Source organism: Bacillus taeanensis (assembly GCF_003318295.1).
GTDB classification, from domain to species: domain Bacteria; phylum Bacillota; class Bacilli; order Bacillales; family UBA6769; genus Maribacillus; species Maribacillus taeanensis.
In genome coordinates this window covers 1-24190 of sequence record NZ_QOCW01000006.1, presented here as the reverse complement: position 1 = coordinate 24190, position 24190 = coordinate 1, and the positions used below count along the sequence as shown (strand labels likewise).

20 protein-coding genes and 2 pseudogenes are annotated in these 24190 nt (G+C 35.9%); 18 read left to right on the top strand and 4 right to left on the bottom strand.

All coding sequences use genetic code 11. The features are described from left to right. Nucleotides 1-2: 2 nt before the first annotated feature. Nucleotides 3-542 carry a helix-turn-helix domain-containing protein gene (locus DS031_RS07580; protein ID WP_113805516.1) on the bottom strand — a complete coding sequence of 180 codons (540 nt, stop codon included), beginning with the start codon at nucleotides 540-542 and terminating at the stop codon, nucleotides 3-5. Between the two features lie 248 nt (nucleotides 543-790). Here DS031_RS07580 and DS031_RS07575 point away from each other — a divergent pair, with 248 nt between their 5' ends. From DS031_RS07575 to DS031_RS07535, 9 genes are all read left to right on the top strand, one after another. Further along, the gene (locus tag DS031_RS07575) at nucleotides 791-1435 is read left to right on the top strand and encodes an alpha/beta hydrolase (protein ID WP_113805338.1); all 645 of its coding nucleotides are present in this window, start codon (nucleotides 791-793) and stop codon (nucleotides 1433-1435) included. Nucleotides 1436-1468: 33 nt separating this feature from the next. Further along, entirely contained in the window at nucleotides 1469-2251 is a 783-nt protein-coding gene (locus DS031_RS07570) for a dioxygenase family protein (RefSeq protein ID WP_113805337.1), read from the top strand. Nucleotides 2252-2317: 66 nt separating this feature from the next. Beyond that, entirely contained in the window at nucleotides 2318-2746 is a 429-nt protein-coding gene (locus DS031_RS07565; RefSeq protein WP_113805336.1) for a DoxX family protein, read from the top strand. Nucleotides 2747-2852: 106 nt separating this feature from the next. Beyond that, on the top strand, nucleotides 2853-3053 hold the full coding sequence (locus DS031_RS07560) for a tautomerase family protein (protein WP_113805335.1): 201 nt from the start codon (nucleotides 2853-2855) through the stop codon (nucleotides 3051-3053). A 3-nt stretch (nucleotides 3054-3056) separates the two neighbouring features. Next, a complete protein-coding gene (locus tag DS031_RS07555) occupies nucleotides 3057-3836 on the top strand; it encodes a 2-keto-4-pentenoate hydratase (RefSeq protein WP_245947268.1) in 780 nt (259 codons plus the stop codon). Between the two features lie 134 nt (nucleotides 3837-3970). Then, the gene (locus DS031_RS07550) at nucleotides 3971-5449 is read left to right on the top strand and encodes a spore germination protein (RefSeq protein ID WP_113805333.1); all 1479 of its coding nucleotides are present in this window, start codon (nucleotides 3971-3973) and stop codon (nucleotides 5447-5449) included. A gap of 28 nt (nucleotides 5450-5477) precedes the next feature. Continuing rightward, the gene (locus tag DS031_RS07545; RefSeq protein WP_113805332.1) at nucleotides 5478-6641 is read left to right on the top strand and encodes a Ger(x)C family spore germination protein; all 1164 of its coding nucleotides are present in this window, start codon (nucleotides 5478-5480) and stop codon (nucleotides 6639-6641) included. A 3-nt stretch (nucleotides 6642-6644) separates the two neighbouring features. Beyond that, a complete protein-coding gene (locus DS031_RS07540) occupies nucleotides 6645-6887 on the top strand; it encodes a hypothetical protein (protein ID WP_113805331.1) in 243 nt (80 codons plus the stop codon). A 24-nt stretch (nucleotides 6888-6911) separates the two neighbouring features. Then, on the top strand, nucleotides 6912-8027 hold the full coding sequence (locus tag DS031_RS07535) for a GerAB/ArcD/ProY family transporter (RefSeq protein ID WP_113805330.1): 1116 nt from the start codon (nucleotides 6912-6914) through the stop codon (nucleotides 8025-8027). 73 nt (nucleotides 8028-8100) lie between these two features. On the opposite strand, the gene DS031_RS07530 is transcribed toward DS031_RS07535, so the two are convergent. After that, nucleotides 8101-9336 (bottom strand): AraC family transcriptional regulator, encoded by a 1236-nt coding sequence (locus DS031_RS07530; RefSeq protein ID WP_113805329.1) that lies wholly within the window; start codon nucleotides 9334-9336, stop codon nucleotides 8101-8103. Between the two features lie 123 nt (nucleotides 9337-9459). Here DS031_RS07530 and DS031_RS07525 point away from each other — a divergent pair, with 123 nt between their 5' ends. The 3 genes and pseudogenes from DS031_RS07525 to DS031_RS24075 all read left to right on the top strand — a co-directional run. Further along, the gene (locus tag DS031_RS07525) at nucleotides 9460-9657 is read left to right on the top strand and encodes a hypothetical protein (RefSeq protein ID WP_113805328.1); all 198 of its coding nucleotides are present in this window, start codon (nucleotides 9460-9462) and stop codon (nucleotides 9655-9657) included. A 184-nt stretch (nucleotides 9658-9841) separates the two neighbouring features. Beyond that, the gene (locus DS031_RS07520; RefSeq protein ID WP_113805327.1) at nucleotides 9842-11344 is read left to right on the top strand and encodes an MFS transporter; all 1503 of its coding nucleotides are present in this window, start codon (nucleotides 9842-9844) and stop codon (nucleotides 11342-11344) included. A 252-nt stretch (nucleotides 11345-11596) separates the two neighbouring features. After that, a pseudogene (locus tag DS031_RS24075) lies at nucleotides 11597-11833 on the top strand (aldo/keto reductase); the annotation flags it as partial. A 74-nt stretch (nucleotides 11834-11907) separates the two neighbouring features. Here the strand turns inward: DS031_RS24075 and tagU are convergent. Further along, complete coding sequence (gene tagU, locus DS031_RS07510; RefSeq protein WP_113805326.1) at nucleotides 11908-12852, bottom strand: polyisoprenyl-teichoic acid--peptidoglycan teichoic acid transferase TagU; 945 nt, start codon at nucleotides 12850-12852, stop codon at nucleotides 11908-11910. A 912-nt stretch (nucleotides 12853-13764) separates the two neighbouring features. Between tagU and DS031_RS07505 the strand changes: the two genes are divergently transcribed. The 3 genes from DS031_RS07505 (at nucleotide 13765) to DS031_RS07495 (ending at nucleotide 18672) form a co-directional block, all read left to right on the top strand. Beyond that, nucleotides 13765-16839: a trifunctional glycoside hydrolase family 18/polysaccharide deacetylase/glycosyltransferase family 2 protein gene (locus DS031_RS07505; protein ID WP_181833061.1), complete on the top strand. Its 3075-nt coding sequence runs from the start codon at nucleotides 13765-13767 to the stop codon at nucleotides 16837-16839. 309 nt (nucleotides 16840-17148) lie between these two features. Further along, the gene (locus tag DS031_RS07500; protein ID WP_113805324.1) at nucleotides 17149-17910 is read left to right on the top strand and encodes an SDR family oxidoreductase; all 762 of its coding nucleotides are present in this window, start codon (nucleotides 17149-17151) and stop codon (nucleotides 17908-17910) included. Nucleotides 17911-18003: 93 nt separating this feature from the next. After that, nucleotides 18004-18672, top strand: a complete 669-nt coding sequence (locus DS031_RS07495) for a GntR family transcriptional regulator (protein ID WP_113805323.1) — start codon at nucleotides 18004-18006, stop codon at nucleotides 18670-18672. A gap of 256 nt (nucleotides 18673-18928) precedes the next feature. Here the strand turns inward: DS031_RS07495 and DS031_RS07490 are convergent, their stop codons facing one another. Next, complete coding sequence (locus DS031_RS07490) at nucleotides 18929-20416, bottom strand: BCCT family transporter (RefSeq protein WP_113805322.1); 1488 nt, start codon at nucleotides 20414-20416, stop codon at nucleotides 18929-18931. A gap of 289 nt (nucleotides 20417-20705) precedes the next feature. Here DS031_RS07490 and DS031_RS07485 point away from each other — a divergent pair, with 289 nt between their 5' ends. From DS031_RS07485 to DS031_RS07475, 3 genes and pseudogenes are all read left to right on the top strand, one after another. Further along, nucleotides 20706-22145 (top strand): PTS mannitol transporter subunit IIBC, encoded by a 1440-nt coding sequence (locus DS031_RS07485; protein WP_113805321.1) that lies wholly within the window; start codon nucleotides 20706-20708, stop codon nucleotides 22143-22145. Nucleotides 22146-22504: 359 nt separating this feature from the next. Further along, on the top strand, nucleotides 22505-23614 hold the full coding sequence (locus tag DS031_RS07480; RefSeq protein WP_113805320.1) for a GerAB/ArcD/ProY family transporter: 1110 nt from the start codon (nucleotides 22505-22507) through the stop codon (nucleotides 23612-23614). A 361-nt stretch (nucleotides 23615-23975) separates the two neighbouring features. Next, nucleotides 23976-24190 (top strand): annotated as a pseudogene (locus DS031_RS07475) (RNA-guided endonuclease InsQ/TnpB family protein); the annotation flags it as partial.

The following is a 24190-nucleotide window of genomic DNA, read 5'->3' as shown; positions in this document are numbered from 1 at the left end:
GATTATAAAATGTCATTTAATTCTGTATCTGAATGAATGGAAATTAACACAACCGCTTTTTCATCGCCGATATTTTTTACGAAGTGAGGGACACTCGCATTCCAGCTGAAAGAATCGCCTTCTTCGAGAATAGCGGAATCTTCTCCCTGTTCAGCAAGAATTGTTCCTTCCAATACTAAATGACATTCTTCACCTTCATGTGTATGAGGTTCTCCAATTGAAGTTCCCGGGGGCATTTCAACAATCATCATTCTTAGCCCGCCCTTTGAAGTTAAATGCTCAACTTTTAAGTTATTATGCGAACTAGTTGTTCTCGCATTTTTTCTAACAACACGCATATGCTGTTTTTTTTCTAACAATAAATAAGGCAAAGGAACTCCTAGAAATTCTGCAATTGTTTGAAGAGTATTAATTGATGGAGACGTATTATTATTTTCAACATTGCTTATAAATCCTTTAGAAAGTCCTGTTGCTTCACACATTTGCGCTATTGTAAATTTCTTTCGATTTCTGATCGCGCGAATTTTTGTTCCGATATTCAGTATAATCACCTCGTTGTTTTCTAATAAGAAACATGTTTATATATTAGCAAAAAAACTGTTGACAATCCAGAATCCCTTTGTTATCTTATAAGTAACAAATATTCATATGTAAAAATAAAGCGGTAAAATATATTTTTTTGCCCTTTAGTTTCATAATATGAACTTTTTATTTATATTAGAAAACATTTGATGAGTTTGGTTCATATAGATAAAATAACTAACGATAAAAAAGAATGGAGGATACAGCTATGAGTTCGCCGATGATTTATGAACTCCGTAAACCGTCTCAAATCGATCCTAATAAAACATATCCAGCACTATTTGTGATGCATGGAATTGGCAGTAATGAACAAAATATGCTTTCACTAGTAGAAGGATTAGAAGATAAATTTTTTATTTTTAGTGTTCGTGGTCATCTCTCTCAACCGCCGGGCTTTTCATATTTTACGATTCAAGGATATGGAAAGCCACACAGAGAAGTATTTGATCAGGGAATTAGACAGCTAACCAGCTTTATTGATTATGCATCTAACGAATATTCATTAGATCATAATCGCTTGTATTTGCTTGGATTTAGCCAAGGAGCGATTGTTTCCATGACGCTCGGCTTAACATTAGGAAATCGAATCAAAGGAATTATAGCTCTTAGTGGGTATATTCCAAGGTTCGTTAAAGAAGAATACAAGATGAAATCTGTTGATCATCTTTCATTGTTTATCTCTCATGGTCAATTTGATAACATTTTGCCATTTGAGTGGGGAGTAGAAAGCAAGGAATTCTTTGAAAAGTTCGGTGCACAAGTAACCTTCCAAACTTATCAAGAAGGACATACAGTTTCATTAGAAAATCAACAAAATTTTACAAGTTGGTTGTTAGAAAATTTGGAAAAGTAAAGGAAATGGAAAAAATAAGGAGGTTTCAAACGCATGTTACCATCTTTTTTCATCGCACATGGGGCACCGCTGCTCGCGATTGAGGATAATGAATATACACAGTTTTTATCAGAATTAGGGCGCACATTGCCGAAGCCAAAAGCAATTGTTCTCTTTTCAGCTCATTGGGAATCAAACGTTCAAAAAGTGAGTGATATTGAGGAATATAAAACAATTTATGATTTTGGAGGATTTCCTGAAGCCTTATATCGCATTCAATATCGAGCAAAGGGCAGCAAGGAAATTTCAAGGGAAATTGAAGAATTATTTATCCAACAAGGAGTTTCATATGAAGTAGATACAAACCGCGGTCTTGATCATGGTGCCTGGGTAGTGCTTAGAATGCTTTATCCGAACGCTGATATTCCAGTTATTTCAATGTCAGTCAATCCTAATCTTTCACCTGAGGAGCAGTACAACATTGGGAAGTCGTTAGCAGCATTAAGAGAAAAAGATATTTTAATAATCGGCAGCGGGGGAACCGTGCATAACTTAAGAGTTGTAAAGATGGGGAACGACCATGGAGCAGTTGATCAATGGGCACTCGAATTTGATGAGTGGCTGGAGAGCCGTTTAAATCATTGGGATTTAGACGCACTTTTTAAGTATAACTCATTAGCTCCGTCTGCTGAATTAGCTGTACCGCGCTATGGAAATGAACACTTTATTCCGATTTTCTATGCGATGGGGGCAGCAGACAAAGAACAAACGGGGAAGTTACTTCACCGCAGTTTTCGCTATGGAAACCTTAGTCATAGTGTTTGGCAGTTTGGGTAATACTCACTTAAATTTAGTTTATTATTAATTATTTAAATAAAAAATTTATTTTGGAGGTAAGAAAAAATGGTAAACAAATTTGAAGCAAGTACATTACTGTTAAGAGTGGTTTTAGGAATTAGTTTCTTTATTCACGGATTGGTAAAGTTCCAAGGCGGAATTGAGAATATCGCTGGTTGGTTTGGAAGCATCGGTCTACCGGGATTTTTAGCTTATGCTGTTGCACTTATAGAATTAGTTGGCGGAATTATGTTGGTTATTGGTTTATTTAGTAGAGTTATTTCAGGTTTACTCGCTGTCGTAATGGTTGGAGCAATCTTTAAAGTAAAATTAGCTGTCGGCTTTTTAGGAAATGGTCAAATGGCAGGATATGAATTAGATCTGGCGTTTTTAGCAATGGCAATCTTTATTGCAGTAAATGGATCAAAAGCATATGCAGTTGATCAAGTGATTTTTAAAGAGCAGGAAAATGGCCGTGCGTCATTAGCAAAATAGTTTTTAGAGTAGAATAAAAACTATGTTATAGGGAGGTTGGCTCGATACTTTTGGGTCAGCCTCTTTTCTTCTTAATAAAAGAAAAATTACAGAAGGGAAGAAAAAAATGCCTATTATTCAAATTACGATGCTTGAGGGACGGGATCAGAAAACAATTGAACACTGTATCCGCCGTGTCGCACATACTGTTCATGAGTCGCTTCATGTACCGCTGTCCAGTGTTCGCGTTATTGTAAATCAAGTGCCGAAAAATCATTTTGCGGTAGGAGATAAGCTAAAAAGTGAGATAGAGGAACAGGAGGAGTAAATAGTGTTTAATTATAGAGCGCTTGCGGAATATTTAGTAGAAGCTGAAGAGAGAAAGCAGCCGGTATCTTGTATTACCGATAACTATCCAAATTTTAATTTATCCAATGGATACGCTGTACAAAAGGAATTAGTCAAAATAAAAGAAGAATTAGGTTATAACATTTTTGCATATAAAATGGGATTAACGAGTCAGGCAAAAATGAAACAAATGAACGTTAATGAACCGATTTACGGGTATGTGTTTGATTATATGAACGTTCCTAACCAAGGTCAGATCATTAAAGAAGAGTTGATTCATCCAAAAGTGGAGGCTGAAATTGCCTTTATTCTTGGTGAGGATATAGAAGGCCCGGGGATTACTGGTGAGCAGGTGTTGAAAAAGACGAAATCAATTTTACCAGTGCTTGAAATTATCGATAGTCGCTATGAAAATTTTAAATTTACACTTCCGGATGTTGTCGCAGATAATACGTCTGCATCTAGGGTAGTTTTTGGAGATAAGTTGTTTAATCCTCATGATTTTGAAGTTGATGCTGTGGAAGTTAAGATGAAGATAAATGGTGATTTAGCAGCAGATGGAGTAAGCTCAGCCGTTTTAGGAAATCCCGCAGTTTCTGCAGCGATGTTAGCTAATATGATGGCTGGCAGTGGAAAAGGAAAAATTCGAAAAGGTTCAATCATCTTAACCGGCGCAATAACAGAAGCGGTCTTGCTGCATAAAGGAGATCATATTACAGCAAAGTTTGGGGGCATGGGAGAGATATCTTTTCAAGTGAAATAGTGAAAGTATAAAAGGGTACAGCCGGGCTTATGGCATGTATCCTTTTATTTATTAATGAAATTTCACTCCTTGAAATGCTTAACTTCATGAAAACTTGTCAATACTGCTTCTAAAATAAAAATGAGGTTACTGTTATGCAATCTACAACAATCTCAAAAAAACTATCAGAAAATCGAGAGCGGTTAGAAGATGTTCTTTCTAATTGTGAGGATTTAAAAGTATTTCCTTGGCAATATGGGCCAAGCCTGAAACATACCGCTTGCTCAGTTTTTTTCGAGACATTAGTACAGGGAAAAAAAATAAATTTTATGAAAGAATCAATGCAGGATTTAGTACCACATGAAGTTGGTCCCGCGACAACGATTACCCCTAAAGAGGTTATTGCTTTTTTCAGTCAACATGGCATATCAGCTCAAAACGCTGAACTTGTTGATCGTTTCGACAAAGCTGTCAATAACATTTTACAAGGACATATTGTGATCTTTTTTGATGGTTGGGACAAAGTGCTCTCTTATGCTCAAGCGAGTCAGGTTGAAATGCGGCAGGTTAGTGAACCTTTATCAGAATCAGTTGTTAAAGGGCCCCGTGAAGGGACAGTTGAACAGCTGCAAAGAAATATAGGCTTGCTCCGGGCAAGGTTACAAAACCCGCATTTTAAAATTGAGAAATTTATAGCAGGAGGGACTACCAAGACGGAGATCGCGGTTGGTTATCTTGAGGGAGCAGTTGATGATGCAACTTTAACGGAATTAAAAAAAAGAGTTGATGCTGCTAAAGAAGGAGATATTTTGGAAACCGCATATGTGGAAGAATTAATTGAAGACTCAACCTATTCACCATTTCCGCAGCATCGATCTACTGAACGTCCTGATGTAGCTGTTGCCAGTTTATTAGAAGGGAAAATTATCGTTCTGGTACAGGGGACGGGAACGATTTTAATTTGTCCTGGCCTTTTTACAGAATTTTTTCAAGCAAGTGAAGATTATTACCATCGCGTAATATTCTCATCATTTATTCGCTTGTTAAGGATTGCGGCATTTTTTATGGCTTTAACATTACCAAGTGTTTTTATTGCATTAACGACTTTTCATCCTGAATTAATACCGACAAATCTTTTAATGGCCATTCTTGATACACGGGAAGGAATCCCTTTCCCAGCTTTTATTGAAGCATTGATTATGATTTTTTTCTTTGAATTACTAAGAGAAGCCGGTATTCGTTTACCAAAACCGGTTGGATCTGCGGTAAGTATTGTTGGAGCGTTGATTATTGGGGATGCCGCCATTAATGCAAATATCGCTTCTCCATCGATTGTTATTTTAGTCGCATTAACGGGTATTGCTTCGTTTGCGATGCCTCAATATAGTATCGCGATCGGTATTCGACTTCTTCAATTCCCGCTGATGGTTTTAGCTGCTGTATTAGGCGGATTTGGAATTATGATTGGTTTCCTGCTTATTATGCTGCATTTATCGCATTTAAGGTCGTTAGGACAGCCGTACTTTAGTCCATTAACTCCATTTAGACCAAAGCTGCTGCTTGATATCTTCGTTCGTGCTCCATTGAAAACTTTGTGGAACTCTCCACGAAGAAGAAATATGCGCAAGCTTTAAATTTATTATGCAGAAAGTATGATAGACGATGAATTCTCTTTTCATTAAAGCATTATCTATAATTTTTTTATTAATCTTTTTATCAGGATGCTGGAGCAGCAGAGAGTTAACCGATTTTGGTTTTGTAATGGGAGTAAGCTTAGATCAAACAGAAGAAGGAAGTATGGAAGTAAATGCACAAGTCTATTCACCGATAGAAACGATAGGAGGCTCAGGTGGTGGAGATAAACCGCCGTATACCAATATTACAACAGTTAATGACAGTATTTTTGATGCCGTCCGTGACTTAACAAAATATTTAGGACGTGAGCCACAGTGGAGTCATATGCGTGTTATTTTAATTGGAGAGAAGTTTGCTAAGGAACATGATATTGGAGAAATTCTTGATTTTTTTTATCGTGATCATGAAACACGCCTTACTTCGATTGTTATTATTACGAAAGGAAAAGCTGCTGACTATTGGGAGCTAAAGCCGTTTATTGAACGCACAATGGGGCAGCAGTTGAATACGGTTCAACAAATGACAGCTAAAATTTCTGGGAAAACAAAAAAAATTATGCTGTTAGATATCGTGATGGGGTTAAATAGTAAGTTAAAAACGACAATGATTCCTTATATTGAAAAAACGGATGAAAAACCAGAAGCTCCATACAGCAGCGGTACTGTTCTGATTAGTAAAGGAGAGATGGTAGATTATTTAAAAGCTGATGAAGTTCAGAAAGTTCTTATGTTAACGAATAAATTTAATAAAGGTGTTATTGAATTTCCTTGTATGAATCAAGAGGATAAAGAAAAGAAAAAGGAAACATTAGAGGCTCTCTCTGTTCAAACAAAGATCTCTCCTAAATTTTCCGATGAGCCGCCAACTGTTCATCTATTAACTAAAATAGATGGAAAGATTGGGGAGCTAAAATGTACTTCTATAACGAATGAAGAAGAAGTAAAAAAATTGGAAGAACGTATTGGTGAAAAAGTAAAAACAGAGATTGAAGACACCATTAAACATTTGCAGGAAAAGAAGATAGATATACTTGGCATTGGCAATAAACTCTATAAACAAGATCCTGCTTTATGGAAGGAGTGGGAAAAGGATTGGGAGAACATTTTTGCTGAGACCAAATTTGTCATTGATGTTGAAGCTAATATTCAAAGTACAGGAATGGTTCTTGGTGAAAAAGTAACGGAGGAATAATCATTGTTTGAAAAAATCTTTTTTCTAGTTATCGTATCTTTAGGAATGTTAAGTTATGATGCTCCAAAATTAAAACAAAAAAATCGTCGAGAACGTATTGTTTATGGCATGCTGATGATTCCGGTCTTTTATTTAAGTCTCATCTATGTGATGGGTGCAGCATGGCCGACACTAAATGATCTTTTTGATTTCTTGTTTTTAAAACCAGGGCAGAAAATTGTTGAAGCTGTTAAAGTTCCGATGTAAGTCTAAATAAAAGGAGAGAATGGAATGTATAAAGACGAAACAATAAGCTCTGGGCAAATGACATGTTTATTTCTCTCTTTTATGCTTGGATCGGCCATTGTCAACATTCCGCATCCCTTAGTAGAAGCAGCGAATAACGGGGCATGGCTGTCTATCGTAATCGCAAATGGATTTGCAATGCTGTTATTAATATGTATCTTGTATTTATATCGAAAAAATCCAAATTTTACTTTAATTGATTATAGTCAAAAAATCTTTGGAAAATGGATTACTCTATGTCTTTTCATTCCCATCTTACTAGTACTCTTTTTAGATCTTTCTTATATTGTTATTGATATCGGAGGTTTTTTTACAAATACAATGATGAGAGAAACCCCTGTTTATATTTTTCATGTTCTCATTTTGCTTGTCGCAGCACTAACGGTAAGAGCGGGTATGGAAGTAATGGCAAGAATGTTTGTCCTGCTTTTATGTTATGTGCTCCTTTTTTCAATTGTAGTATTAGTATTAGTTCTTCCCTATTACGAAGTAGGAAATCTCCTGCCTATCTTTCCAGAAGGAATGAAGCCAGTTCTTCACGGCGCTTACCGGGTTTTTGGTTTCCCATATAGTGAACTAGTTCTTTTTTCATTTTTACTGCCCTTCGTTCGCAAAGAAAAGGATAACTCATTAAAAAAGTATATGTTTTCCGCTCTTTTAATACACGGGTTATTGTTAATACTTTCGATTCTTTGCACGATTATGGCTTTAGGACCAATCGCAGGTACCTTTAAATTTTCTGTCTTTCAGCTGGCACGATTAATCAATATTAGAGAGATTGTAACGAGAATCGAGTCTTTTATCGGAATCGCCTTAATTGTCGGTTCCTTTATGAAAACAACGATTATGCTGTTTATCCTTAAAGAAGCACTATCAAAAGTGTTAAAGCTGGAAGATAAGCGGATTATTATTTTTCCAGTTACGTTTATCTCTTTGCTGCTTACGCTCACGATGTTTAAGACTGAAATTGAATTTTCAGAAGCCGTATTTGTTGCTTTTCCGTTAGTTATGGCTGTATTTGTTGTTTTACCTCTGTTTATCATTACATTAATCGCAGGTTTTAAAGGGAAGAAGGTTGAAATAAAGGATGATAGCTGTTAACTAGAGAGCCCTTCAAAGGGAACCCCCCTTTAAGGAAAATGCAGGGGAGACGTGATCCCCTTGTATCGAAATATTAATTATGCGCCGTCTCAGAGTTTCTATAATGAGTTGGTGTGATACCTTCTAATTTTTTAAATACACGGGTGAAATACGCTGCATCTTCAAAGCCAACATAACCGGCGACCCATTCAATCGAGGTACGCTCTTTTTTTAACAGCAGTTTCGCTTCTTCTATTCTTAACTTATGAAGATACTCAGTAAGCGTTATGTTTGTTTCTTTTTTAAATTGCCTCGATAAATGCGCCGGATGCACAAGGCAATGCTGTGCGAGTTTGTCTAGGTTTAACGGTTTGCTAAAGTGGACGCTCATATAATCTAACGCTTTTTGTACTAATAACGAATAACCGGCATGCGAGCGTTTTCGTACTAAATCGCAATATTCCTCAGCCATTACCATTATTAATTTATTAAGAGCATTTAGATTTTCTACACGTTCAATATGAATCGCAAACTTTTCGGAGATGTGGTGCAGATAAAAGGGAGGAACTCCTCCATTTCGCGCTGCATTTCGAAAAAGCGTATTTACAATAATTAAGTTATTTTTCATTCCTCTTATTGGCTGATTTGGAAAACGATCGGAAAAGTCAAACATATTATTTCGTTTTGATAAAATATCTTTTATTTTTACTTTATCTCCTTTTTCAACCGCATGAAGCATTTCCTTTTCTACTTCGTATCGTAAATTAATTAACTCCACATATTTTTCATCAGTTTGCTTCAACCTATTGTTTATGGCTGTTTCTTGGCGCTGTGTTGTGGATATTTCATTTAAATCAATAAAGTGAAGAGGAGCAGTATCAATTGAGCTCACTTTTTGGAGAACATTTGCAATGCTTTGAATTTTAGCGGTACTGAGCAGTTTTAAAGAACGAAAAAATTCTCCGAGGACAATTCGCTTTTTTTGATCGATATTAAATGTGTAAAAAAGTTTAGCAGTATCAGGTGTTTGCTTTAAAAAAGGACCGTGAATCAAAACAGTTTTTTCTTCCCCAGCATTTTCAAACATGCTTGCCAAGTAAGAAAGTTCCCATTCGTTCGTAAACATTATACAATTTTTTTTCTGTTTCTTCACTTCCTGAATCAAAAATAGGAAATCTTCCTGCTGTTTTTCAGCTAAAAAATCAGGCAAACTATCACGTTCATATGCAAACATTATTGAACCGTTCTCCTTTAATAAAAAGGTATTAAGACCGGTAAGATGGAACATTGTTATGCTTGCGGAAGCTGCTTGGATGGATTGAGCTGTCATTTTGGATATCCTTTCTATGTTAAATTAGTTATGATAATGCAATTATAATCCTTTTTATATTGTGACAATATAAGTATAATCATAATTGTAAACCCTTACAAGAGGTAGAAAGGAGTGTTAAAGATGCTATATCCAATTTATACAGAGTCGCGCTCAATAATTGACTTAAATGGAATTTGGAAATTTAAACTTGATAATGGTAATGGATTAACGGAAAAATGGTATGAAGAAAAGCTTAAAGATCCGATGAATATGGACGTACCAGCTTCTTATAATGATAAACGGTTGCACAGCGATTATCTTCATTTAGATTTCTTATAAAAACTCATTATATAATAAGTTGATAGGAAGATGTTTCTTTTTAATTTGTTTGGTATACTAATTAATATAATTATTAATGTAAGAAAGGCGAATAAATAAGTAAAAGATTATTATTAAAATCTTAATTTTGAAAGCGCCTTCCTTAATATAAAAATTCAAAACAACAAAAGAAAGAGGCGATTTTATGACGGCACAAGTAGAAAAAAATAACTTCGTAAACAGATCAAAACTATGGCAAATTGGATTTTTTGCTTTAAATAATACGGCAACAAATCTGTACATGTTCGCAATGATGTTTATTTCCTATTATGCGACAGGAATTGCAGGGGTTGCAGTAGTTGTAATTAGTGCTATTTTAACTGGAGCACGTATATTTGATGGTGTGACAGATCCAATTATCGGGTATGTCATCGACAAAACAAATACAAAGTTTGGTAAATTCAGACCATTTATGATTCTTGGAAATATTATTTTATTAATATCGGTTCTGTTAATGTTCAATGTAACTCATCTCGTACCAGAATCATACCGTTTACCGTTTATTATTGCCATTTATATTGTTCATATTGTTGGTTATACATTCCAAACTGCTTGTACGAGAGCCGCTCAAACTGTTTTAACAAATGATCCAAAACAGCGCCCGGTGTTCTCAGCATTTGATGCAGCATATAATACAATTTTATTTGTTGGCGGTCAGTATTATGTTGCTTCTTATCTTGTACCAAAACATGGCGGTTTTACGCAAGGATTTTTTACTGAATTTAATACAGTTGCGATGATTACCTCAGCAATCTTTACTGTTCTTGCAGTTATCGCATTATGGGAAAAAGATCGCACAGAATATTTTGGTTTTGCACAAAAAACAGTAAAAACAAGTTTTCGCGACTACTGGCCGGTTATTAAACGAAACCGTCCGCTGCAAATGCTTGTTGTGGCAGCCGCAACCGATAAATTAGCAGGACAAGTATTGAGACAACCTGTGGTACCGGTTATGTTCTTTGGAATTTTAATTGGAGATTATGCATTAAGTGGTACGGTATCAATGATTACAATTATTCCTACATTAATTATTACATTCATTGGTGTTGGAATTGCGCGTAATAAAGGACTAAAAAAGACGTTTGTTGGAGGAACATGGGGAGCGCTTCTTTCCTTTACACTACTATTAGTGTTCTTCCTGGTAATTGATGATCCGACAGCAATCTCGTTATCAAATTTAGGAGCAGCGACAATCATTTTTCTAATTCTTTATACGTTAGGTTATTCATTTATGGGCTTAACTGGTAACTTAGTTATTCCAATGATCGCGGATACATCTGATTATGAAACACATATTACAGGGCGTTATGTCCCAGGTATGATTGCCACAATCTTTTCATTTGTTGATAAAATCATTTCCTCTTTAGCTTCGACAATTGTTGGATTAATGCTTGCAATGATTGGCTTTAAAACGGTTTTCCCGGAAGTGGATACACCGCTAACAACTGGATTGTTTGTGCTTGCTTTATTCTTCCACATTGGAATTCCAATGCTTGGCTGGATCGCATCGTTAATCGCAATGAAATTTTACAAGCTTGATGATCAGTATATGGCGCAAATTCAAGCGGAAATCTCTGAAGTTAAAGAGATGCTTGTTGAAAAAAATCAAATTTCTGTAGAACCTTCAACAGGAACAGAAGCAAAATAAGAATTGATTCTTTCATTATTAAGGGGTCTCATTGCTGAGAAAAAATGTAAAATAACAGCGGCATTTACAGAGATAATAGCGAACTAATAACAATAGAAATAGCACAGAAAAGCGGTTGAATTTTATTTAATCCAACCGCTTTTAATTTAAATTTTTTGTGAAGAATCAGTTATATTCATTTAAAATTGTTTCTTTAGAGTAATCAGGTTTTTTCATGAATAAAGACAGTAAAACATTAATGAAGGCTAATACTTCCAAGAAGGTGTTTTTACAAAAAACTTAGAAAAAGTAGAAGAGATTCGTAAGATTGCCAATGCAAAACATGTGGAAACCGCTCACCTTGCGCTTGCTTGGTATTTAACATGTGATTCGATTTAAGCAATAATACCAGGCGCAAAGAAAACAGAGCAGGTGCTGGACAATTTAAAAACGTTAGATGTGTATTTAACAGCTGAAGAAATTCAAGAAATTGACCGGATTTTTCAATAAGAATAAATAAAAGGGAGTGAGATGTTCACTCCCTTTTATTTATTACGTAGTTTTAAAGCTGTTAAACCTTCTCCTTAGTTAATATTTAAATGTTGTTTCAACATTGCAGAAAGTTCTGTACGCTCTGATTCAGGTACGATGTAATAGTAGACGCTGTTTATTTCTGTTCCTTTGCCATTGATTTGTACCTGTTGTAAATGCTGACGTGCGTTTTTGTAGTTAGTATGAATCTCTTTCATATCATCAAATGTTAAGTTTGTTTTTACATTTTTACCGATTACATCTAAAATTTGGCCATAGTTTGCGAGGGATTTTACATTTGCGCCTTTGTTAATAACCGCTTGAATGACTTGACGCTGTCGCTCTTGACGACCGAAGTCCCCGCGTGGGTCTTTAAATCGCATACGAGAATATTTTAGTGCACTGACTCCATCTAATTGTAACTGACCTTTTGGAAAATGCTCACCTTCATATGTAAAGTCAATAGAATTGTTGACGGTTATTCCACCAACTGCATTTACAATATCTTTAAAGCTCTCCATATTTACTTGAATATAATAGTCAATAGGTATGTCTAAGAAGTTTTCTACTGTTTCAATGGTTAAATCTAATCCGCCAAATGAATAGGCATGGTTAATTTTATCCTCTTTTCCTTGACTAGCAATTTCTGTACGTGTATCACGTGGAATACTAACCATTTTAGTTGATTGATCATTAGGATTTACTGTCAATAAAATTAATGAGTCTGAACGTCCACGGTCAGACTCGCGTTCGTCAACACCTAGTAATAAAATCGAAATAGGATTTTGTTTACTGAAAGTAACTTTTTCATCACGCTTTTTTGAAACTGTACGGTCTAAGGGTTCGTGTGTCTGATTTAATGTATTTTCTAATGATCTGTAAACTGAAAATCCATATATACTTGCGCCAATAATAAGAAGTGAAATAATACCAATGATAAGTTTAAAGCCTCTTTTCTTATTATTTTTCTGTTCTTTATGCCTTGGTTTTTGATTCATATTACTCTCCCTTTACAATAATTTTAGCTTGAGATTGTGATTTCTCTTTTGTTATGTGATGAAGGACATAATTTCTTCTCAATCTTATCAAAGAATTCGAAAATTTTAATTGCTTTTTATAACTTCTAAAAAAAACGGTAATATAATAGGAGAAAAAAAGAAAGATATAGTTTAGGAAGAAAATTTATGAAATTTCCTGTTAAATTTGTAGCACTAGTTTTAGAGAGTAGCTAGGATATTGTAGGAACGACAACTATAGGTTGAGGAAAAGGCTGTCGAAAAGGGCAGTCTTTTTATGTATTAGATGTATTTAAAGTGAGGTGAATTACGCTCATAGTTTGATAGAGATAATACTAACTAATGCAGCGAGTCTCTAATATGAGTAAATCAATCTATGTACTGAATGCACCCCTTAATTGGTAATATTATCAAAAAAATCGCAAAAAATTCTTTGAATGCGATTACAATGCAAGGATATTCTACAAAATTCGATAAATCAGCATATATACGGCTAAAAATGCTTCTGCTATTCTTGTGTTAAAAAGCTAGAATGCAAAGAAATTGTTAATTTTTATAAAAGTAATGATGGTAGCTCGGATTACATGGTTGTTTTTACTTTTGGTTACAAATTATTCCGGCATAAAATGAAATAAAGCAGGTGGTTAAGTGTACAGACGCAAGAATAAAAAAACGAATCCATACATTGAAGATCATGTTAACACTTTTATTTTTGAAGATCATTCAAACAAAAGGTGGGGCATATTCGTATGTATTTTTTCTCTATTAATCGTATTGTCTCTCTTATTCATGTTTGTTTCAGGTTTAAGTGTATATTTTAATCCCATTTTACCTTCATGGAAAACAAAGGAAATCAATGAGTTTTCCAATATTCATCCATCACAAATAAGGAATGTGGATACGATCTCATCTGTAGATACTCATTCAAATGAAAAATTTCCCCAAAACAAACTAATCAATAATAGTGATTTTTATGCTTTTCATGTTAATTGGGATAAAAATAGTGAACGTTCATTAAGGCGTAATATTGATAAGATAGATGTTCTTATCCCAGGGTGGTTTCATTTAGATTCTAATCTAGAGTTAAAAAGCGAGATTCAAAAGGATATAGGTAATCTAGCAAAAAAGCATGATACTAAAGTACTTCCTTTAATTAATAATGTGGTGAATGGGGAGTGGAATCAAGAAGTTATTCATAATTTATTACATTCACCTGAAGCACAGTCGAAATTAATAAAAAACTTACATGAACAAATTAAAAAGCATGGCTATGATGGAATTAACATAGACTTTGAGAATATTAAGAAGAATGATAGAGACTTACTGACAAACTTTATGAAGGAGCTTTATCACACTTTTCATGAAGATGGTCTTTTAGTCACAATCGATGTCCCCACGGCGAATGAGGCATTTGATTATACGAGTCTTGAAAAGTATTGTGATCGTATGATTTTAATGCTGTATGATGAAAGCTTCCAAAATCCAGGACCGATTGCTTCGGTATCATGGTATGAAGAGAATCTATCAAACATATCTAACGACAAGCTTATCGTTAGTATAGGTAATTACGGATACGATTGGGACTGGGAAAGTACCAAAGCTGGAAAAGTAATGTCCTTTGAAGAGATTATGAGAATGGCAAATAAAGCAAATTTAAAGGTCCAGTGGGATGATTTGAGTAAAACTCCTTATATTACATATAGAGAGAAAAACAGAGCGCATGAATTATGGTTTTTAGATAGTGTGACATTTTACAATCAGTGGAAAATAGCGGCATCAAAGGGAGTTAAAGGAGTTGCATTATGGAGGTTAGGTACGGAAGATCCATCTGTGTGGGATGTTGTGGAAGGTCAAAAACTCAATCAATTACTTACTATAAAGAATGGAGATACTACCTATAACTATGGAGAAGGAAGTATTCTACGTACTAAAGCAGATCAACACCCGGGAGAACGCAGTCTTGCTTTTGATGATTTGGGTTTAATTAAAAGAGAATCATACATCTCTATTCCAAAAGCATCTGAAATAGAACGTTTTAGCAAACCGTCTAATAAAGAGAAAGAGGTTGTCTTAACATTTGATGACGGACCTGATCCTGAATATACAAAAGAAATATTGGAGATTCTGAAGAAGCATCACATAAAAGCTTCATTCTTTATCGTTGGGAAAGACGCGATGCTTAATCAAGATCTTGTGAAGCAAATTTATAAAGAAGGCCATGAAATTGGTAATCATACATTTTCTCATTCAAATATGTTCAAAGTCTCTGAAAATCAATTAAAGCTGGAATTGAATACTACTGAACGGATCATTCAAGGTGTTACGGGACGTACCCCTTTATTATACCGTCCTCCATATGGAGATGATCTGCATATGTATGATGGCGATAACCAGAATGTGTATGTTAAATCTCATTTTCAAAGAATGATGGATATCGCTCAAATGGGATATATTACCGTCAATTACGATATTGACTCCAAGGATTGGAAATCAATTGATAGCAAAGAAATTGTTAACAATGTGACGAAACAGGTATCTAATGGTGATATTATTTTACTTCATGACGGTGGAGGGGACAGGACGGCAACCGTTCAAGCGCTGCCTGATATTATTGAAGAGTTACAAAATAAAGGATATAAATTTGTAACAATTAGTGAATTGATGGATAAAAATAAAGCTAGCATTATGCCTGCTGTTGCAAGCGTGGAAAAACCATTAATACAGAGTGTTAAAGTTGTTTTAGGCAATATATTCGTTTTGGACAATCTTATTTTTATTTTGTTTTACAGTGTGTTAGTTATTTTTATTCTTCGTCTTTCTATATTTGTTTATTTAGCATTGAGACATAAAGTACGTACTCAAATGGTAAGTGCAGATCGTTCATTTAATCCTTTAGTGAGTGTTGTTGTTGCTGCCTACAATGAAGAAAAGGTTATAAGCAGGACTATACGGTCGGTTCTAGAAAGTACTTATAAAAATTTTGAAGTTATTGTTGTAGACGATGGTTCAAACGATCAAACTGCGATGATTGTCTCTAAAAACTTCTCTAATAATGAAAAGCTTCATCTTATACGTAAGGAAAACGGCGGAAAATCTTCAGCAATTAATATGGGGATTAAGAGGGCAAAGGGAGATATCATCATTGCCATTGATGCAGATACATTAATTGCACCTGAAGCTATTTCATTGCTTGTCCGCCATTTCATCGATGAAAAAGTGGCTGCTGTATCTGGAAATATTAAAGTTGGGAACATACGCAATTTATTAACGGTTTGGCAGCATGTTGAATATGTAACAGGTTTTAATCTAGAAAAACGTGCTTATGCCATGCTTAATTGTGTGACGGTTGTTCCAGGAGCGATCGGTGCCTGGCGTAAACACGTTATTGAAAAGCTTGGTTATTTCACAGCTGACACATTGGCAGAGGATACAGACATGTCTTTAAGAATACTACGTGAGGGATATAAAATTACGATTGATGAACAAGCATATGCGTATACGGAGGCACCGGAAAACAATAGAGACTTTCTTAAACAACGTTATCGATGGACCTTTGGAACGCTGCAGTGTTTGTGGAAGCATAAAAAAGCTTTTTGTAGGAGCAAGTGCAAATCATTAGGCTTTATTGCATTCCCTAATATGATTCTGTTTCAATATGTATTCCCTTTGTTTGCGCCATTTATAGATATTTTGTTTGTTTTAGGAATATTCTCTGGCAATATCGAGCAATCATTATTATTTTATGGTTGTTATCTTATAACGGACTTTCTCATTTGTTTATTTGCATTCAGACTAGAGAAATTAAATCTTAAGCCGCTCATTCCTTTGTTTCTGCAAAGAATTTTCTATCGTTACTTGTTATTGTGGATTTCTTGGAAATCTCTTTTAGCTGCACTAAAAGGGGTACGAGTTGGTTGGAATAAATTGAAACGGTCTGGAAATTTAGAAGTAGTTAAGAAGACAAGCTAATTGATATTTCAATAGATGCTTATATACTTAATTTATTCTTTAATATTTTTGCGAAACGTAAAGTGAGTGCTGGAGTAGAGCATCGAAAGGCTTCATAAGCAGTTTATTAAGTGAATGAGAGATTTTCCTTTATGGAAGGTCTCTTTTTTTAATGGAATAAACTAATAGAATTTATATTAACGATTGACTGCAGTATACTTGTCGACTAGTATATAATTTAGAGAAACCGTTTTCTTTAAGGGAAAAAGCTAATGTGAAAAGACAGAATAAACGGTTTTAAACTTCAATATAAGTAGAGGGGGAAAAGTTATGTTACAAGATTTATTCAGCTTAAATGGAAAAGTTGCAGCGATAACAGGGGCAACGAGAGGAATTGGTCGCTCAATGGCGTTAGCATTAGCGGAAGCGGGTGCAGACATTGCGCTTTTACAACGGTCACCAGAGCAAACCGGAGTAAAAGAAGAAATTGAAAAGCTGGGAAGAAACTGTCTCATTGTTTCTTGTAATTTAGAAGATAAAGATCAGTTAAACGAAGCAATTCCTAAAGTGATTGCTGAACTTGGTACAATCGATATATTAGTGAATAATGGTGGTATTCAGCGTCGTTCACCTGCTGTTGATTTTAGTGAAGCAGATTGGGATGATGTAATGCAGGTAAACTTGAAAGCGGTATGGATTCTTTGTCAGCAGGCAGGTCGTCATATGGTAGAAAAAGGCGGCGGGAAAATTATTAACATGGCATCTCTTCTTTCTTATCAAGGAGGCATTACGGTTCCTGCTTATGCGTCTTCTAAAGGAGCGGTTGCTCAGCTAACAAAAGCACTGTCCAATGAGTGGGCAAAACACCGCGTGAATGTCAATGCAATTGTGCCCGGTTATATTGCCACAGATATGAATACCGCTTTAATAAACGATGAGATTAGAAGCAAACAAATTCTTGATCGAATCCCAGCAGAGCGTTGGGGAGATCCTGCTGATTTTAACGGAGCGGTTGTTTATTTAGCATCTAATGCTTCAAATTATGTTCACGGTCATTTGTTAGCAGTAGATGGTGGCTGGTTAGGGCGATAATTCAAAGAGTAATGCGTTGACAAAATAAATGAGCTTTTCTATAGTAAATGAGACGCTTCACAATAACTTATCGTCATAAAGGTGAATAGTATAATGAGTACATATAATTTGTCATCAGAAGGGCAAACGTTAGGGGAAAAAATATCAAATGAACTTCGAGTAAAAATTATCAGCGGCGAGAATGCACCGGGAACTGTCTTATCAGAAAATCAAATTGCCAAGGAGTATAAAACGAGCCGCTCTCCAGTACGAGACGCCTTTAAAGTGCTTGCAAATGAAGGATTAATTAAATTAGAAAGAATGGGTGCGGTTGTAACTGGACTCGATGAACACGATTTAAAAGAATTATATGAAGTGCGGCATTTAATTGAATATTTTACTTTAAAAAAGCTTATTAGGCAGGATGTTGATGACGTCATAAAAGCACTGCTTCAAATTATTGATAAAATGAAGCTCGCCGCAAAGTATGAAAATGTTGTTGAGTTTGCGATGCTCGATTTTTCGTTTCATAACCTGCTGATTGGAAGCATTGAACATAAAAGAATCCTGTATCTTTGGAACAACATCAAGCATATCGTACAAACTGTTCTATTAATTACAATGGAAAAAAGATTTTCCGAAAGAAGAGAAGAAATTGATATATTGATTGAAAAGCATTTTCTTATTATTGAAGTACTGCAAACAAAAAAGTTAGAAAAGCTTGAAGTAATATTGGAAGACCATTTCACTGATTCGCATAAATCGATTGAGGAACTACTTTAGTTAGCAGATAAAATTATAAGTGAAAAAACGATTTAAAAATAGTGCTGATTTATGGGAAGAAAAAGATGAAAACGTATATAGAGCAGGTTATATCAATGCGAAAAATTCGATGCCAAAAAGTTGATGTATAAAAGAAATTATTACCCTCTTTAATATAAAAAAATTTGTTGAATAAGGCTAATATCAAAAAAAGCACTGTTTCCATTGAGTAAGGGAAACAGTGCTTTTTTATTAGATACGCGTTATCTTTTCTTTATTAGCGACGAGAGCGGGCTTCTGACTGTATGTTCTTCAAAAAGGAGATGGCCATTAGAATAATGACAATAGCAAAAGGCAGCGCTGCGATAATGAGCATATTTTGTAAGCCTTGTGTTCCACCAAAATAAACGACGACGGCTGCTATTGTTGACTGAATGATTCCCCATGTTATTTTCACTGAGTTGCCAGGATTCAGAAGACCGTTTGTGCTCAACATACCTAGCACGAATGTGGCAGAATCTGCAGAAGTGATAAAGAAAATTGCAATGACGAAGATAGTCAACATCGACATAAACGTACCGAGCGGATACTCAGCCAACACGCCAAACGTTGACGTTTCCAGTGTGAACTCGGAAATGGCCGCAATCCCAAGCTGCTCCAGATGCAATGCGGAAACACCGAATACTGCAAAAAAGATGAAACAAACAAGTGATGGGAGCAGCAAAACGCCTAACAAAAATTCTTTTACTGTCCGTCCTTTTGAAATTCTGGCGATGAAAATCCCGACGAACGGTGCCCAAGAGATCCACCATGCCCAGTAGAAAATTGTCCAGCTGTTAATCCAGCTCCGGTTTTCTTCATTTAGAGGAGCTAATCTTAGACTCATCTTAAAGAAGTCAGAGATATAGTTACCGAGCGTATGCGTAAACATGTTAAGAATATACATTGTTGGCCCCGCAAATAACAAGAGAATTAGCAAGAGTATAGCCAATACCATATTGATATTACTCAAGTATTTGATCCCTCGTCCAATCCCAGACCAGGCTGACCAGATGAACAGGATGGTTGCAGCAGCGAGCACGATCAGTTGGATAGAGAAACTATTTGGGGTCCCAAACAAAAAGGAGAGCCCACCTGTAATTTGTGCGGAGCCAAAGCCGAGCGTGGCAGCCACACCGACTATAGTTGCAAACACGGCCAACACATCGATCAACTTGCCGAATGCTCCTCTCATGAGTGCCTCACCGAACAAAGGCGTCAACGTTGCGCTAATCAGGCCGGGAGCTCCGCGGTTGAACTTGAAATAGGCCAGGATCAATCCGACAATTCCATAGATTGCCCAAGCGTGTATACCCCAGTGAAAAAATGAGTACTTCAATGCTTCTTTTATAGCCGCATCTGTTCCTTCTTCAGTTAAAGGGCTGTTGATAAATGCGTGTGATATTGGTTCAGCAGTTGTCCAAAAGACCAACCCCATTCCCATACCAGCGCTAAAGAGCATGGCAAACCATGAGGACCGGCTGAATTCAGGCTCGTCATCCTTCTTTCCCAATTTCAGATTGCCGAAGCGAGAGAACATCAAGTAAACACAGAAAAGAAGAATGGCAATAACGACCAGTAAATAAAACCATCCAAAATCCATTAAGATTTGGCTGGTTAAGTTAGATGTAAACGAGTTTAAGTTTTCTGGCGCAACCGCTCCCCATATAACAACTATTAATGAAATAGCCAGAGCATACCAGAATACTTGTGTTGCTTTTTTCATATGTCACCTCTTAAATAAAATAATTCAAAATAAGCTAGGATTCAACTTTATCCATATTACCATAAATTTAGTTAAACAGGAAAATTCAAAATGAAAGTCATTGTGTGAGTATACCAAAAGCGGTGCGTACGAATAAGAGAAGTGTTATCTTCCCTTATTAAATGATGTCAACATCTCAAGGGACAAAGTTGTATTTATCTTTTATTGAGCACTGAAAGAAAGCGTTCTATCATAAAAGTGTAAGGGTTTTCTTTTTTTTTTTTTTTAAAACTAAAATGGGGGAAATGAAATGGCTCAAAATGCTAACAATAATGTTTTTAAAGTAAAAGTACAGCGTTTCGGAAGTTATTTAAGCGGCATGATCATGCCGAATATCGGTGCGTTTATCGCATGGGGGATTATTACAGCTCTTTTCATTCCAACAGGCTGGCTGCCCAATGAAAGTTTAGCAGCATTAGTTGGTCCAATGATTACGTACTTATTGCCATTATTAATTGGTTTTACAGGCGGGAAAATGTTGTATGATGTTCGCGGTGGGGTTGTTGGTGCAACAGCGACAATGGGTGTAATTGTTGGATCAGATATTCCAATGTTTCTTGGGGCAATGATTATGGGACCTCTTGGCGGTTATGCAATTAAAAAGTTTGACCAAGCTGTTCAAGGAAAAGTTCGTCAAGGCTTTGAAATGCTTGTGAACAACTTTTCAGCAGGAATTATTGCTGGTATTCTTACATTACTTGCATACAAAGCAATTGGTCCAGTTGTACTTGGTTTAAACAAAACACTTGCAGCAGGTGTTGAAGTGATTGTTGGAGCGGGTATGCTGCCATTAGCCAGCATCTTTATTGAACCAGCGAAAATACTCTTTTTAAACAATGCGATTAACCACGGGATTTTAAGTCCACTAGGAATTGAACAGGCAGCAAATGCAGGGAAGTCGATTTTATTCTTACTTGAATCAAATCCTGGTCCTGGTTTAGGTGTTTTACTTGCTTATATGTATTTTGGAAAAGGCATGGCGAAACAGTCATCATCAGGTGCAGCAATCATTCATTTCTTTGGAGGAATTCATGAAATTTACTTCCCTTACATTTTAATGAAGCCGTTTCTTCTTTTAGCTGTTATTGCAGGAGGTGTAAGCGGGGTATTTACATTTAGCTTATTAGGGGCAGGACTCGTAGCACCACCGTCACCAGGAAGTATTTTTGCACTAATGGCGATGACACCGCGCGGCGGCTATTTTGCAGTCCTTGCAGGTGTAGTTGCTGCAACAGCCGTATCATTTGCAGTTTCAGCAGTGGTTTTAAAAGCTAGTAAAGCTGAAGAAGAAGATTTAAGTGATGCAGCAGCAAAAATGCAGGAAATGAAAGGCAAGAAAAGCCAAGCAGCTTCCGCATTAATGGGCAATAAAGAAGCAGCTCCCGCTGTTGAAACCGTAACGGCAGCAGAGGTAAATAAAATTGTGTTTGCGTGTGATGCAGGAATGGGTTCAAGCGCAATGGGAGCATCGATCTTACGAGACAAAGTGAAAAAAGCAGAACTTGATATTGAGGTAGCAAACACGTCCATTAATAATCTCCCAAGTGATGCGGATATCGTTATTACGCATAAAGACTTAACAGACCGAGCGAAAGCAAAACTGCCGAATGCAAACCATATTTCAGTGGACAATTTCTTAGCAAGTCCAAAATATGACGAATTAATTGAACGTTTAAAGCAAGCTTTTTAAGTCGACTGTTTAAAAAGCGGTTCGATTAAGGAAGAAAGGACAAGCATTAAACGAAATAAGAAGAAGTTGTTGATTTTGTGAAAAATGAGTTTTACCTTTAGGACATCATAAAAACCATAAAAACATTTATGTAGAGGAAATGACCTCTCTATACTTAGGCTGTCGAGAAAATTTCGACAGTCTATTTTATTAGCTTGATTATTAATAGGTTTTGTGTTTTTGCTGCTTTCTTATAGTTGCGATTATGTTAACTAAATATGAATATAGTATACATTCCTCTTCCCTTAAAAGTATTGAAAATAGGAAAGTGGGGTAGGATAAAAAATATAGAATAGGTGAAGGGGGAAGACACCTAGACGATGGAGAAAGCAAAGATTAGTGTTATTCAATTATTTGCTATGATGTTTTTATTTGAACTTGGTACGATGCTTGTTGTCAGCTATGGCATTGGTGCCAAAAAAGATGCCTGGCTTGCGATTCTTTTAGGAATGTGTGGGGGAATCATTTTATTTTTCATTTATTACGCTTTATTTCGCCAATATCCCAACTTGCCGTTGACTGGATATGTCCGGAAAATATTCGGTAAATACATTGGGTGGATAATAGGTCTATTATACGTCATATTTTTTTTATACGATGCTGCCCGAGGATTACGTGATTTTGGCGATTTGCTGCTAGCATCGACAATGCCCAAAACACCGTTATTGGCGATCAATGCCTTGATGGTTCTTGCTATTTGTTATGTAGTTTACCTAGGGATTGAAGTATTAGCGAGGACAGCAGAAGTATTTATCGTCATTTTGATCTTTTTAGGATTTTCAGGAAATCTTTTAGTATATCTTTCAGGTAATATTAATCTCCATAATTTGCAACCACTTCTTGAAGATGGATGGAAACCTGTCTTAACGACAGTCTTCCCATTAACTACCTTTAACCCTTTTGGGGAAGCGATTGTTTTTACCATGCTGTTTCCTTATTTAAATCGGTCTAAATTAGTGAAAAAAGTTGGGCTGTCGGCCATTCTTTCAAGTGGGCTTATCTTAAGTTATACAGCAAGTTTAAATATTACTGTTCTTGGACTCGATCGAGTGGAGCGATCGACCTTTCCGTTGTTAGCCACGGTGGGTATGGTAAATATCGCAGAGTTTTTGCAGCGACTTGATGCTATTGTTGTTCTTACCTTTCTGATTACCATGTTTTTTAAAATAACGATTTGGTTTTATGGTGCCGTAATTGGAATAGCGGATTTGTTCAAATTAAAAAATCATCAGCAAATTGTGCTACCAGTCGGTATTATTGTTCTCTTTTCATCCATGACAGTTGCCTCAGATTTTTCGGAACATATTGAAGAAGGTTTAAAGATTGTCCAATACCCTATTCACCTGCCTTTAATGGCGATCATTCCTTTGTTGATGTTGATTGTTGTTTTGACTCGTAATGGTTTCAAGAAGAAAGGTAGATTGAAGTAAATCTAAGGGCATGGGGAAGATGCTGACTTTTATAGCCTTGAAATCATAAAACATACATATAGTATCTGTTTTTTTAAAAAAATTAACCAAAAATGAAGTTAGTAATTTGTTAGATAAATGCTTTACGTAAAAGACTTGTTATTTTTTTAGAAGTAGATCAAAAATAACTCCATTCATCAACCAACTAGTGCAGTTTAACGAAATTCAGCCAGAAGTCCCCTTCCTCAAAAATTCGATGGAATTTTAGGTGGGGGATGAATGGCGCTTTTTTGTTTTGGTATTCAGAAATAAAAATAATAAGATTTTCCCATATACAAACATTTGTTCTTGATGATAAAATGAAGACATGGAGGTGAAACCCATGTATCGAACGATGAAAGTCCCGTTTTCTGCTTCTGCTGCTGCCATTCAAAAGTTGTTTGACATCCGCCGTCTTTGTGCCGTTGTTCGGAATGATTGTGTTCAAATCGCCCGTTATTATTACCGGCTTGGCGGTGGATGGATCACCAAAAGCGATCTTCAAAAGGAAGTAAAAGGTCTATATCCCCTGCACAGCCAAACGATTCAAGCTGTCGC